Consider the following 13,490-nt stretch of genomic DNA (forward strand, 5'->3'; position numbering starts at 1 on the left):
CCGCACACCCGTGAGCGTTCCCACGCGCGGTCGCACCGGTGCCGTCCGGCCTGGCGGCGGTACCCGGCGTTCCCGGTGTCCGCTCAGGACTCGGCGAGGGGCGTGCCCAGGCGGAGCACCCCCAGGGCACCGGCGATCCTCGCCGCCTCGTGGCGGGAGGACGCCGCGAGTTTGCCGAGGATGGCGGCGACGTGATGGTCGACGGTACGGACCGACAGCACGAGGCGCTCCGCGATCTGGGCGTTGGTCATGCCCCGCGCCACCAGGTCCAGCACATCGGCCTGGCGGGCGGTGAGGCCCGCCGGGTGCGCCCGGGTCCGGGTGGCCGGCCCGCGCGGCAGCCGCCGCAGTCCGAGGCCGCGCAGCCGCTCGCGGACCAGCGCGGCGGTGGCGTGGGCCCCCACCCCCTCCAGCAGCCGCACCGCGCGCACGGTCGGCTCCCGCTCGCCCGACCCGGCCAGCGCCAGGGCCTCCTCGTACGGGGCACCGGCCGCGGCCCAGCGCGCGGCGGCGTCCCGCCAGTCGCGGCCGCCCCCCGGGGCGACCGCGTCCGGAGAGCGGCCGTCCACCGCCGCCGGATCTCCCCCCGGTCCCGGCGGCAGACCGCAGCGGGCGGTGTAATCGAGCAGTTCGGCGCGGAACGACGCGCAGCCGGGTGCCGCCAGCCGGGGCAACAGGGCGTCGCTCACCTCGGCCGCCACGTCCGGGCGGCCGGCCAGCCACGCCCACTCCGCGCGGGCGACACCCGCGTACGCCAGACCCGGCAGCGAGCGGTGACGCAGCGCGCGCCGCCACGCCTCGGCCAGCAGCCCCTCCGCTCGCACGTCGCCGCGCCGCGCCAGCAGCCGCGCGTACGGCGGGACGCTGAAGGCGTACAGCATCCCGGGGTCGTCGACCCCGTCCAGCAGCGCCCGCAGCCCCTCCTCGGCGGCCTCCGTCCGGCCGCGCCGCAGCAGCACCAGACAGCGGTGCACCTCCAGGTTGTACGCGTGCGACCAGAGACCGTGCTCCCGGGTGAACGCCAGCCCCTCCCGGACCACCCGGTCGAGCCGCTCGAACTCACCGAACCGGTACAGCAGTTCACCGAGGCTGGTGTACGCGCGGGCCGTGCTCTCGCGGGAGCCCGCGCGCCGGGAGACGTCGAGACTCCGGTGCACCAGGGCGACGGCACCGGCCGGGTCGCCCCGGTCGGCGGCGGCCGTCCCGAGGTGGTTCAGGCAGAGGGCGACCAGGTCGAAGCGGTGCGCCGGGGCGGCCATCCCGAGCGCCCGGTTCAGCACCGGGAAGGCCGTCGCGCCGTGCCCGGTCAGCGTGAGCAGGGCGCCGCGGTGGGTGAGGGCCAGGGCGAGCGCCGGCAGGTCGCCGGTCGGGTCGAGGACGGTGACGGCCCGGTCGACGGCCCTCTCGGCGGCATCGGTCGCCCCGGCCATGTACAGGTGCCGGGAGAGCCGGACCAGCGCCTCGCCGAGCGGTACGGGCTCGTCCAGCGCAGCGTGCAGCCGTACCGCCTCCTCACCGGCCTCGATCGCGTGGGCGAAGCGGTGGGCGTTGTACAGCTCCCAGGCGTACTCGTCCATCAGCCGGGCCCGCTCGCCGTCGGTGAAGCGGTCCCGGTGCCGCAGCGCCACCTCGAAGTGGGCCAGGGCCTGGCGGTGCGAACCGGCCCGCGCCGCCTCCCGCGCGGCCCGCGGCGCCCACACCACGACGGTGTCCACATCGTCGGCCAGCACCGCGTGGTGCACCAGCCGGTCCAGGTCCGGTTGGGGCTGCGCCTTCAGGGCCCGCAGCACCCCCCGGTTGAAGACCCGGCGGCGCAGCGCGGGCAGACTGCGCTCGATGGCCTGGCGGGCCAACTCGTGCCGGAACGCCAGTTCCTGCCCGCGCACCTCCACCACGCCCTGCTCCTCGGCCTGCACCAGGTCGTCGAGACGGCCGCCGAGCACGGTCTCGGCCAGCGGCAGCGCGACATGGGTGGGGATCACGCACAGCCGCTCGACGGCCCGGCGGCAGTTCTCGCCGAGGGCGCCGACCCGCGCCAGCACCGCGTCCGCGACGGTGTCCGGCACGTCGCCCTGCGGATCGGCGAGCACCTCGGTGACGTAGAACGGGTTGCCGCGGGTGATCGCGAAGAGCGCCTTCGGGTCGCGTCCGGTGCCCGCGGCGAGCGAGGCCACCGCCGCCGGGGACAGCGGCCCGAGCGGTATCCGCAGCGCCGCGGCGCGGACCAGCGCGCCGAGCAGCCGCTGCAAGGGATGACCGCCGCCCACGGCGGCGTCGTCGCGCAGGGTGAGGACGAGGACGGCACCCACCTCGTCGATGCGGCCGACCAGGTGGGTGAGCGCGTCGAGCGTGGCGTCGTCGGCCCAGTGCACGTCCTCCACGACGAGCACCGCGGGCGGCGCGCCCGACAACTCCTCGGGCAGCGCGGCGAGGACCTCCCCTCCGGCACGGCCCCGGGCCAGCGCCTCGGCCAGCGGCCCGCCGGTGCCGCAGGCGGCGTCCCGCAGCGGGCCGAGCGGACGCGGCGCCGGCAGGTCGTCGCAGGAACCGGTGAGGACCCGTACCCCCGGGCCGGCGTCCCGTACGAACGACCGCACCAGGCTGGTCTTGCCGATGCCCGCCTCGCCGACCACCAGGACCGCCGTGCCGCGGCCCGCCGCCGCACCGTCCACGGCGGCCCGCAACTGCGCCGACTCCCGTTCCCGTTCCAGCAGATCATCCCCCATATCGGGCATTGTGGCGGTGCTCGGGCGGAGTTGGCGAGTGGAATCTACGCGGGTTGCGCAGCTTGGGGGACCGGCCGGTGGCACACCGTGCGTAGGCCCCGGCACACATGGGCAACCACCCCGGCACACATGGGCAGCCGTTACCGACGCCACCGCCCGGCCCCGCGGCACAGCATGGTCTGGCGCGCCGACGGTGCGCCGGCCGCACGGACCCCGCGTGGCCGCAGCTGAAGAAAGGCAACACTCATGAACAGCGTTCTCGCGCTCGTGGACCTGGCCCTGGAAGAGGACCCGGAGCAGGGTCTCTTCTCTGTCGTGGCCGCGACCTGCCCGGTCACCAGCAACGCCAGCATCGGCTGCTGACCCACCTCACGGGGGTCGTGCGGGGCCGCTGCGGCCCCGCACGACCCCCGTGCCGGCCCAGCCCAAGAGGACGAGTAACGGGGGTTACCCATGCGCAAGTTCGACGAGTACCAGGCGGCGGTCGTCGCCGATCCCAGGTTCTTCGAGCCGCTCGCCGCGGCCGACAACGGCGACGACCTCACGGCGGTGCTCCGCGACAGCACCGGCGGCCGGGTCGTCACCGACGGCATCTGGGCCAGGCTGCGGCCCTCGGACGCGGCCCCGCTGCCGCCGCACGGGTGGAAGATCCACATCTCGGCGGTGCCGCACCGGGCCGCGGAGACACTCCGGGCGGTCGCCCGCGTCCACGCCCGTACGCCCTTCACCGCCAAGGCCCTGCGCTCGACGAAGCTGGTCCGGCTCTCCTCCACCCGCTGGTGGACCCCCGGCCAGATCGGCAAGTGCGTCACCGTCTACGCCCAGGACGCCGACCACGCCCGGCACCTGCTCGGGGAGCTCCACACCGAGACCGCCGGACTCTACGGCCCCTACGTCCTCACCGACCGCCGCTACCGCGACTCCTCCTGCCTGTCCTACCGCTACGGCCAGTTCACCGCCGAGGGCACGACGCTGCCGGACGGCACCACCGAGTCCACCCTCACCGGCCCGGACGGCCGGTGCTGGACGGACGACCGCACCCCCGTGTACCGCCGTCCGCCCTGGGTCCCCCCGCTCCTCGACGGCGAGGACGAGGCCGCGCCGGTCTCCCGGGACCTGCACGGCTACCGGGTGCGCAAGGTCCTCCAGTTCAACGGCACGGGCGGCACCTACCTCGCCGAGCGGATCTCCGACGGCAGCCCCGTGGTCCTGAAGGAGGCCAGGCCGCACACCGCCTACGCCGACGACGGCTCGGACGCGCAGGAGCGGCTGCGCCGCGAGTACGCCGCGCTGCGCACCATGAGCGACAGCGGGGTCACCCCGCGCCCCATCGAGCTGTTCACCGAGTGGGAGCACCTCTTCCTGGCCGAGGAGTACCTCCCGGACGCCGTGCCCCTCATCCAGCTCGTCACCCGCCACCACCCGCTGATGCGCAACGTCCCCGGCAAGGACACCGCCGCCCGCTACAACACGGTCGTGGACCGGGTGGTCGCCGGGACCAGGAAGGCGATCGCCGCCTGCCACGCGCGCGGACTCGTCTACGGCGACCTGTCGATGACCAACGTCCTGGTCTGCCCGGACACCTTCCGCGTCTGGCTGATCGACTTCGAGTCCGTACGCGGCCTCGACGACCGCCAGGACCTCTCCCCGCGCACCGTCGGCTTCGCCCCGCCGCCCGGCTCACCGGCCGCCGCCGACGGACGGGCCTACGACGCGTTCGGCACCGCCGCGGTCGAGGCGGCCCTGATCGTCCCGCGCACGACCCTGCGCGCCGTCAGTCCCGTGGCCTTCGCCCGTTCCCTCCGGCACACCGCCGCCCGGCTGGACCGGCCCGTGACCTCGCTCCTCGCCCGTCTGGAACTGCCCGCCGCACCCGACCTGCCGGACGAACCGGACGTGCCGGACCTCGGGGCGCTCGCCCGGGACGCCATGCGCTTCACCGAGGCGGTGATGACACCCGACCGCCAGGACCGGCTGTTCCCCGCGGACAGCGCGGTGTACGCCACCAACCCCTGGTCCGTCGCGCACGGCGCGGCGGGCGTCGTCCGCGCCCTGCACCGCATCACCGGCCGCGTCCCCGACGAGGCCCGCCGGTGGATGGACGACACCGGCCTGGACGGCGTACCACCGGGCCTGTACTCCGGTCTGGCCGGCGTCGGCTGGACGCTCTGCGAGACGGGGCAGACGGCCAGGGGCGCCGACATCGTGGACCGGGCCGTCACCCTCGCGACCCGCACCGACCTGCCCGCGCACGTCCTCACCGGCACGGCCGGCATCGGCCTGGCCTGCCTCGCCGCCGCCCGCGCCACCGGCGACGACCGGTTCACCGAAGAGGCCGCGCGGATCGGCGCACGGCTCGCGGCCGACGCCCGCGACGACGGCGCCGGACTGCACTGGCCCCCGGCGGGAACCCCGGGACGGCAGCCGCGCGCCCTGGGCTACGGCCACGGATCGGCCGGCGTCGCCCTGTTCCTGCTGTACCTGCACCTGGCCACCGGGGACCCCGGCTTCCTGCGCCTGGGCCGCCGGGCCCTCGCCCACGACCTCGCGCACGCCACCGAGATCGACGGCGTCACCGGCTTCCCCACCCGCGCCGGCGGCAACGTCTTCTACCCCTACTGGGAGCGCGGCGCCGCCGGCATCGGCACCGCCCTGGCCCGCTACTGCGCGGTCGTCGACGACGAGAAACTGCGCCACGTGCTCGACCGGATGACGCGGCAACTGATCGGCGGGACCTCGGTCTTCCCCGGCCTGTTCCTCGGCGCCTGCGGACAGATCAACCTCGCCCTCGACCACGCCGACCTCGGCGACGCCCCCGGACTCCGCCGGCTCGCCGCCCGGCTGGCCCGCGACGTCGCCGCGCTGAGCACACCCCAGCCGGAGGGCACCGCGTTCCCCGGCCACACCCTGCTGCGCTACAGCACCGACTTCGCCACCGGCAGCGCGGGCATCGCCCTCACCCTGGACCGGGTGCACCGGGGCGGCGGCGACTTCAACTACACGCTGGACACGCTGCTCCCGGCCCGCCCGGCGGCACGGCCGGCACCGACGGCGACCGAGGCACCGGAGACCGGGGAGGAGGCCCGCTGTGCGTGACGACGCCCTGAGCGTGATCGTCTGCGGATCGAGCGCCGCGCAACTGGTGTCGGCGTACCTGATACCCCTGCGCCAGGCCACCGACCTGCCCCTGCGCGTGCTGCTCACCCACAGCGCGGAACGGTTCGTCCGGGCCGAAGCGCTGGCCTTCTGCGCCGAGGAGCTGTACCGCTCCGACACGCCGGACCTCAACCCCACCGAGTTCGCCCGCCGTTCCCGGGCCCTGGTCGTACTGCCCGCCACCGCGCACACCCTCGCCTCGGCCGCCCTGGGCCTGGCCGGCGGCCCGGCGCAGACCGCGCTGCTCGCGGCGGACCGGCCCGCGCTGTTCTTCCCCAGCATGAACGCCGCCATGTGGGACCGGGCGACCACCCGCCGCCACGTGACGACCCTCCGCGGGGACGGGCACGCCGTCGTCGACCCGGTCGACCGCGACACCTTCGAACTGTGGCAGCGACGGGTGACCACGGCCCCGTCGCTGCCACCGCCAGAGACCGTGACGAAGACCGTCACCGAGTGGATCCGGCATGACTGACCCCGCGCGCCCCTTGCGGCACCGCCCGTTCCGCCTCCTCTGGTACGGCTACGGACTGTCCGGACTCGGCGACCAGCTCACCATGTTCGCCCTGCCGCTGCTCGTCCTCCACCTCACCGGATCGGCGACCCAGGCGGGCCTGGTCGGCACGGTGCGGCTGGTGGCGTTCACCGTCGCCCAACTGCCGGCCGGTGCGCTCGCCGACCGCTGCCCCCGGCGCCTGGTGATGATCGCGGCGGACGCCGGCCGGGCCGCCGCCATGCTGCTGGTCACCGCGGCGGCCGTCGGCGCGCTCGGCGCACCGCTCGCCGTGCTGATCGTCGCCGCCCTGCTGGAGGGACCGCTGAGCGCCGCCGCCAACGCCGCGGCGCTCGCGGCCACTCCGCACGTCGTCCCCCGCGCGGAGAGGTCCGCGGCGGTGGCCCTCATCCAGGCACAGACCTACGCCGTCCTGCTGGCCGGTCCGCTGCTGGGCAGCGCGGTGTTCGCCTGGCAGCCGGCGCTGGCGTTCCTGCTGGACGCGGTGTCGTTCCTCGTCTCGCTCGCGCTGCTGGCGTCGGTGCGCACCCCGCTCGGCGGCGGCACCGCGGCCACGAGGACGTCCCTGGCGGCGACGGTCGCCGAAGGGGTGCGCTACCTGGCCGGCGCCACCGGGCTGCTCCTGCTCATGCTGTGGGCGGCGCTGGTCAACTTCGCCACCGCCGGTCTCTCCTTCGCGCTCGTGGTCACCCTCGGACCCGGCGGCGCCCACCGCCTCGGCCTGGCCTCCGCCGTCGCCGCGGCCTGCGGACTGACCGGGGCACTGCTGGCCAAGGGCGGCCGGGACGTTCCCGTCGCCGCCCGGGTCCGCACCGTCACCGCCGCGATGACCGCGCTGGCCGCCACCACCGTCCTGCTGCCGGGACCACTCACACTCGCGGTGTGCATGGCCGGAGTCGCACTCCTCACGCCGCTGGTGACGGTCCCCGTCAACACCCTTCTGTACGCCCGCGTTCCGGACGAACTGATGGGCCGGGTGCAGAGTTCGCTCTTCCTGGTCGGCGCGAGCATGTACCCCTTCGCCGCGCTGACCGCGGGCTTCCTCACGGAACACACCCGCCTCGCGGCGACCACGGGCGTCTTCGCCGCGCTGCTCGCCGCCGCCCTCGCCCTGACGGCGACACCGGTCTTCCGCACCGGCACCCGCACGCTGGTGAACTGACCCGGCCACGGGCCGGCGCCCACGGGACCGGGTGACAGCTACGCGCCGAGCACCTGACACCGCACCTGTGGCGTCCACTCGACGTACTCGGCCTCCACCCCGCCCCGGTGACAGGCGTAGAGGAAACGGCCGGTCGCGCTGGTCGCCTCCTCCGTGGTGATCCCGGCACCCTCCTCGGCCGGCGCCGCGCGCGCCTCGTCCAGGTCGGGAACGATCACGGTGGCCGTGGCGTGGGCGTAGCGGGCGCGTTCCTCGGCGGGCCCGGCGATGACCAGGGTCAGCGCAGGGCTTCGGCGAGCGACGTGGTCACCGTGAAGTGACCGAGCGTTCCGGTCAGCTCCAGGAGCCTGGTGACGGCGGGCCGCAGCGGTCCGGCCAGGACCAGTGTCCGCCCGGTGGCCGCGTGGTGTTTCCGCGCGTCGAGGAGGCTGTTGAGCAGTGCGCTGTCCGCGAAGGAGACGCCGGACAGATCGACGACGGTGACCGGCAGCGCCCGCTCGTGCGCCTCGGCCCACGCGGCTGCGAAGAGATCGTCCTCGGTGAGGTCCATCTCGCCGGTCGCCGTTATCAGGAACCGCCCGTTCTCCTCCCGCACGGTCACGAGCGGCGTGTGTTCGTCCCGTCCCATGGGACTGATCTTGCCATCCGGTGCCGGACGACGGAACGGGCGGGGTACCCCTCGGCCGAGTTCCTGCGTCAGCTCCTCGGACGGCCGCACAACGCGAGATCGGTGAGCCGCTGGACGGCGCGTTCGGCGCGGAGCAGGTGCTCGTCGCCGGACCTTTTGCCGGTGGCCGTGATGACGACGGAGCGCCGCCCGTCCTCGGTGAACCCCGTACGGACCGTGGCACCCTCCAGGTCACCGCCGTGTCCCCACCGGTGGCCGCCGCAGGCCAGCGGCTGCCGCATCAGTCCCAGCCCGTAGTCGAGGGCGGGGAACGCCTGCCGGATCTCGGCACTGGCCGGGACCGTGCGGCGCATCTCCGCGAGCTGCGCCGGCGGCAGCAGCCGCCCGTCGAACAGCGCCGTGAAGAACCTGTCCAGGTCCCGCTCTCCGCTGATCAGCGACCCGGCGGCGCTCGCCATGGACATGTTGCGCTCGGTCGTGTCGGTCCACTCCGCGGAACCGGGGAAGCGCTGGTACGTACGGGCGTGCGGACCATGGATACGCGGGTCGTCCCCCGGCTCGTAGGTGTCTCGCAGCCCCAGCGGCCGGACGATCCGGTCACGGACCTCCTCGGCCCAGGACCGTCCGGTGACCTTCTCGACGACCATCCCGGCGACGAGATAGTTGGGGTTGGAGTAGTTCCAGTCCGGCTCCGGGTCGTCGGCGGAGGCGGGCGGGAAGTCGGGCCGGTGTGCCACCGCGCGGGCGACGCTCTCCTCGGCGTCCAGATGGTCGTACCTGGTCCGCTCGAAGTCCGCGGCCGTGTCACCGGTGGGGCCGTAGTTGTAGAGGCCGCTGGTGTGCTGGAGGAGGTTCCTCAGCGTGATGCGGCTGCCGTCGTTGCCGTTGCCGCTGACCACGCCGGGCAGCAGGTGGTCGACGGTGTCGTCCAGCGACAGCCGTCCCTCGGCGACCAGTTGCAGTACGACCGTCGCGGTGAACGTCTTCGTGACACTGGCGGCGCGGAACCGTTCGCCGCGGGCCACCGGACGGCCGCCGCCCAGCCTGGCCTCCCCGGCGCTCGCCCAGGTCCGGCGCCGGCCGTCGCGGACCTCCACGGACATGCCGATGTATCCGGCCTCCCGCAGCGTCCTCTCCAGTTCCCGCCGCAGGTCCGTCCGGGTGAGCGGCGTACCGGCCCCGCTCCCGTCGGCCGGTACGGCCGGTGCCGCCGGCGCGCCCGCGAGCACGGCACAGGTGACGGCGACCGCAGCGGCCCCACGCATGAGCGAGGTTCGTTCGACAGACATGTCTCCCACTGTGCGGGGCCCGCCCGGACGGCGCCACGGGACCGCCGCCCGGAGCACGGAGTCGGGTCACCCGGACGCCCAGGTCTCCCGCGCCCAGCCGGCGAAGGAGGTCCAGGGGATGTCCGGGTGCTCGGCGTGCAGCGCGGGGAGGTCGACGCGGTAGCCGGGGCCGTTCAGGAACGTCCACATCGCGTGCATGTCGGGGTTGCCGATCGCCGCCACCGGCACCTCCTCGTGCCGGACGGTGCGGCCCAGCGCCGCGCCGAGCGAGGCGGCCATCCCCTCGGGCGTGGGGTCGTCACCGGCCAGCTCGATGCGCCGCTGGACGTACCCGGCCGGGTCGAGCAGCACCTTCGCCGCGAACGCCCCGAGGTCACGCCTCGCGAGCTGCTGGAGCGGCCGCCCGGCGGGCAGCGGGAGATCGAGCACACCGCCGAGGACGCGGTCGGCGCCGCCCAGCGCGTTGTCGTAGAAGTACGTCGGCCCCAGGATCGTGTACGGGACGTCCCCGGCCGCCAGCTCCGCCTCGACGCGGGCCTTGCTCTCGAAGTGCGGCACCCCGCTGTCCTGGTCCGCGCCCGCCACCGAGCTGAACACGAGATGGGGCACGCGCTGCCGGGCCGCCGCCGCGAGGATCGCCCGGCCCTGGCCGACCTCGGCCTCCACACCGGCCTCGAAAGGCGTGGTGAAGGCGAAGACGCTCCGCACCCCGCGCATGGCCGCCGCGAGCGAGTCGCCGTCGCTCAGCGAACCCGGCACCACCTCGACACCCCGCTCGGCCAGCGCGCGTGCCCCGCGGCGCTCCGGGTCGCGGACCATGGCCCGTACCGCCGCGCCACGGCCCAGCAGCGCCTCCGTCACGGCGCCGCCCTGCCCACCGGTCGCCGCGAGCACGAGAATCGGATCGTCCACCACTGTGTTCCTCCACTTCCACCTGACGGGAGGGCCGTCACACGGCCCGCCCCCCCATCATGTGTCCCGAGAAGACCCCCGCCCCCCCGCGCCACGGCCCACCGCCACAAGCAGGACACCGATGGGCTCGCACTGTGCACGCCCGGTCAAGTCGGACAGGGCTTGTCCGGAACATCCGGAACATTGCTCCCGTGAGCACCGCGAGCCCGCCCCCCGCCGGTCCCGCGGCTGCGACCGGCGGCGGGCGGTGGCCGTCAAAGACGGTGGATCAGCCGGTCGTGGTGACCCGGTGCTCCTTCATGGCGGCGCAGTTGGAGCCGGTGATCTGGACGTTGACGTTGCCGATGCCGCCACCCCAGTCCACGCAGTGGGCCTTGCCGTAGACGTAGGTGGGCCCGGCGTAGGAGGTGTACTGCCCGTAGTCCTCGTCGTACGCCTCGGTGTCCGGTACGTAGATCCACGCGGACATGTCCGTCGCGGTACCCGGGGTGCTGCGGATGGTCGCCACGCAGTTCTTGCCGGTGGCGGCGTTGTAGGTGAGGTAGACGGTGCCGCGCGAGCCGACAGCGGCCGAGTTGACGGTCTTGTAGCCACTGCCGCAGACCTTCTCGGGCGTGGTCCCGGGAGCGGCGGACGCCGGTGCGGCGAGCGCCGTCGCGGTACCCAGGGCCAGGGCCGTCACGGCGGTGACGGACAGAACGGAGCGCGAGATGCGCATATTTCCCCCTTGCGGTCGTAGGAGCTGTTTGCTCCTGTCTGATGTGACGACAGGAAGAGAAGAATGGTTGTGCTCCGGATGCGTCTTTACGGCGAAATCGTGTAGTGCGAGGCAGATGTTCGATCGATACCGGCCCGACCACCGGCCGAAGTCGGTCGCCGCGCGAACCGGCGTGACTGTGGCGCGGGCACCGCCGCGGTGCTAGCTATGGAGAGACGTCGCCGATCGCGAAGGTCAGCGAACGAAGGGAGACGGCGATGCCACGTCTTGCCCGTTCCGAGTGGTACGACCTGACCCGTGACATGAACTGGTCCCTGTCCTACGTCAAGGAGGAGGAGGTCTGGCCGGCCGAGCTCTCCGACGGGTTCGGGCTGCCGGTCGAGGCCTGGTGGGCGTGGGACGAGCCGTACAAGGTCACGTACCCGGAGTACGTGCACAACCAGTACGGCAAGGACGCCGGCGTCTACGCGGTCAACGCCGTCGTCGGACGGTCGAAGATGTACGAGCAGCTGGACCCGGGGTGGAAGTCGGCGATCCTCGCGCACTACGGCGTGATCGCGGTCCCCGAGTACCTGGCCAGCATCGCGGAGTCCCGGATGGGCCGCTTCGGACGCGCGGCGGCGTGGCGGAACATGGCGACCTTCGGCACCCTCGACGAGATCCGCCACGGCCAGATCCAGACCTACTTCCCGTACGGTCTCCTCGCCAAGGAGCCCCGCGCGGACTGGGCGCACAAGGCCCTCCACACCAACAACTGGGCCGCGATCGCCGCCCGCAGCCTCTTCGACGACATGTTTACGGCCAACGACGCGGTCTCCACGGCCGTCCAGCTGACCTTCACCTTCGAGACCGGCTTCACCAACCTGCAGTTCCTCGGGATGGCCGCGGACGCGATGAAGGTCGGGGACATGGACTTCGGGGCGCTGATCTCCTCGATCCAGACCGACGAGGCCCGCCACGCCCAGCAGGGCGAACCGACCGTCAAGCTCCTCGTGGAACACGGCCGGGGGGACGTCGCGCAGCGGCTGGTGGACCACATGGTCTGGCGGTCGTGGCGGCTCTTCGCGCTGCTGACCGGCCTGTCGATGGACTACTACACACCGCTGGAACACCGCGGCCGCTCGTTCAAGGAGTTCATGCAGGAGTGGATCTGCAAGCAGTTCCTGGACCAGTTCCGCGACTTCGGCCTGGAGAAGCCCTGGTACTGGGACGAGCACCTGCTGCCCGAACTCGACTGGTACCACCACGCCCTCCAACTCGGCGTCTGGTACTGGCGTCCCACCGTGTGGTGGAACCCCGACGCGGGCGTCGCCCCCGAGGAGCGGGAGTGGCTGGAGCGGCACTACCCGGGCTGGAACGACGCGTTCGGCCGGCACTGGGACGTCATCGCCGACAACCTCAGGGCGGGCCGCACGGAGGCCACCCTGCCCGAGACGTTCCCCGTGATCTGCAACCTGTGCCACATTCCGGTGGTGGCACCCGCCGGACACCGGGCGGGCAGGCTCGCGAGCCCCCTGCCGAAAATCCTCGACCGGCACGGCCGCCGGTACGTCTTCTGCTCCGAGCCCTGCCAGTGGGTCTTCGAACAGTCCCCGCGGCGGTTCCAGGGGCACACCGGCATCGTCGACCGGCTGCTCGGAGGGGAGATCCAGCCTCCGACGGTGGAAGGCGCGCTGGCCTACATGGGCGTGTCCCCCGAGGAGAGCGGCCAGGACGCCACCGACTACGCCTGGACACGGTGAAGGGAGGGCCCGGCGATGGCACTGTTCCCCCTGCAGGCCCTGTTCGACGGGGACCTCGTGGTACTGCTGGTGCCGGTCGACGACGCGGACCCGATGACCGTGGTCGCCGGCAAGGTGGCCCACCACGTGGTCGGCCGCCGGGTGGCGGCCCGGGACCGGCCGCTGCGGGTCCGCCACGACGGGAGGACGCTGCCCGACGACGCCACCGTGGTGACCCTGGGCATGAAGCCGCTGGACGTGGTGGAAGTGGGGTACGCGCCATGAGCGGGGCCCCGGTGCGGTGGTTCGACGTACCGGAGGCCGAAGGGCTGTGGGAGGGCGACCTCGTCGAGGCCGAGGTCGCCGGTGAGGACGTACTCGTCGTCCACCACCTCGACGGAACCTTCGCCGCGTACCAAGGGGCCTGCCCCCACCAGGAGTTCCCGCTCGCCGACGGCGCGTGGGACGAGGAGAAGGCCACGCTGACCTGCTCCGGACACGGCTGGGCGTTCGACCTGGGGTCCGGCGCGGGAGTCAACCCGTCCGGATGCCGGCTCTACCGGTACCCGGTCAGGGCCCCCGACGGCGACGGCGCCGTGCGGATCGGCGTACCGCAGGACGGCGCGAGTCACGTCAACCGCTGCCGAGAGACGTGAGGACGAGA

12 protein-coding genes are annotated in these 13,490 nt (G+C 73.7%); 6 read left to right on the forward strand and 6 right to left on the reverse strand.

What is annotated here, in order from left to right:
* Positions 1 to 83 precede the first annotated feature (83 nt).
* Complete coding sequence (locus UW392_RS49725) at positions 84 to 2,726, reverse strand: ATP-binding protein (protein ID WP_320782014.1); 2,643 nt, start codon at positions 2,724 to 2,726, stop codon at positions 84 to 86.
* 453 nt (positions 2,727 to 3,179) lie between these two features.
* On the opposite strand from UW392_RS49725, the gene lanKC reads away from it, so the two are divergent.
* From lanKC to UW392_RS49740, 3 genes are read left to right on the forward strand one after another with little or no spacing between them, the layout of a single operon-like run.
* Positions 3,180 to 5,822 (forward strand): class III lanthionine synthetase LanKC, encoded by a 2,643-nt coding sequence (lanKC, locus tag UW392_RS49730; protein ID WP_320782015.1) that lies wholly within the window; start codon positions 3,180 to 3,182, stop codon positions 5,820 to 5,822.
* Positions 5,815 to 6,357, forward strand: coding sequence for a flavoprotein (locus tag UW392_RS49735; protein WP_320782016.1), 543 nt, complete (start codon positions 5,815 to 5,817; stop codon positions 6,355 to 6,357). Before lanKC ends, UW392_RS49735 begins: the two co-directional genes overlap by 8 nt.
* The gene (locus UW392_RS49740) at positions 6,350 to 7,558 is read left to right on the forward strand and encodes an MFS transporter (protein ID WP_320782017.1); all 1,209 of its coding nucleotides are present in this window, start codon (positions 6,350 to 6,352) and stop codon (positions 7,556 to 7,558) included. The genes UW392_RS49735 and UW392_RS49740 overlap by 8 nt, the downstream gene beginning before the upstream one ends.
* Positions 7,559 to 7,596: 38 nt before the next feature.
* Here UW392_RS49740 and UW392_RS49745 read toward each other — a convergent pair whose 3' ends face one another.
* The 5 genes from UW392_RS49745 to UW392_RS49765 form a co-directional block, all read right to left on the reverse strand.
* Complete coding sequence (locus UW392_RS49745) at positions 7,597 to 7,776, reverse strand: hypothetical protein (protein WP_320782018.1); 180 nt, start codon at positions 7,774 to 7,776, stop codon at positions 7,597 to 7,599.
* A gap of 59 nt (positions 7,777 to 7,835) precedes the next feature.
* Positions 7,836 to 8,186, reverse strand: coding sequence for an STAS domain-containing protein (locus tag UW392_RS49750; protein WP_320782019.1), 351 nt, complete (start codon positions 8,184 to 8,186; stop codon positions 7,836 to 7,838).
* A 68-nt stretch (positions 8,187 to 8,254) separates the two neighbouring features.
* Entirely contained in the window at positions 8,255 to 9,475 is a 1,221-nt protein-coding gene (locus tag UW392_RS49755) for a serine hydrolase domain-containing protein (protein ID WP_320782020.1), read from the reverse strand.
* A gap of 66 nt (positions 9,476 to 9,541) precedes the next feature.
* Positions 9,542 to 10,390, reverse strand: coding sequence for an NmrA/HSCARG family protein (locus UW392_RS49760; RefSeq protein WP_320782021.1), 849 nt, complete (start codon positions 10,388 to 10,390; stop codon positions 9,542 to 9,544).
* A 265-nt stretch (positions 10,391 to 10,655) separates the two neighbouring features.
* Positions 10,656 to 11,105, reverse strand: a complete 450-nt coding sequence (locus UW392_RS49765) for a spore-associated protein (RefSeq protein WP_320782022.1) — start codon at positions 11,103 to 11,105, stop codon at positions 10,656 to 10,658.
* 257 nt (positions 11,106 to 11,362) lie between these two features.
* Here UW392_RS49765 and UW392_RS49770 point away from each other — a divergent pair, with 257 nt between their 5' ends.
* From UW392_RS49770 to UW392_RS49780, 3 genes are read left to right on the forward strand one after another with little or no spacing between them, the layout of a single operon-like run.
* Positions 11,363 to 12,847 carry a toluene monooxygenase gene (locus UW392_RS49770; protein WP_320782023.1) on the forward strand — a complete coding sequence of 495 codons (1,485 nt, stop codon included), beginning with the start codon at positions 11,363 to 11,365 and terminating at the stop codon, positions 12,845 to 12,847.
* Positions 12,848 to 12,862: 15 nt separating this feature from the next.
* Entirely contained in the window at positions 12,863 to 13,111 is a 249-nt protein-coding gene (locus UW392_RS49775) for a toluene-4-monooxygenase system B family protein (protein ID WP_320782024.1), read from the forward strand.
* A complete protein-coding gene (locus UW392_RS49780; RefSeq protein ID WP_320782025.1) occupies positions 13,108 to 13,482 on the forward strand; it encodes a Rieske 2Fe-2S domain-containing protein in 375 nt (124 codons plus the stop codon). The genes UW392_RS49775 and UW392_RS49780 overlap by 4 nt, the downstream gene beginning before the upstream one ends.
* Positions 13,483 to 13,490: the final 8 nt, after the last annotated feature.

Source organism: Streptomyces sp. CRN 30 (genome assembly GCF_034105845.1).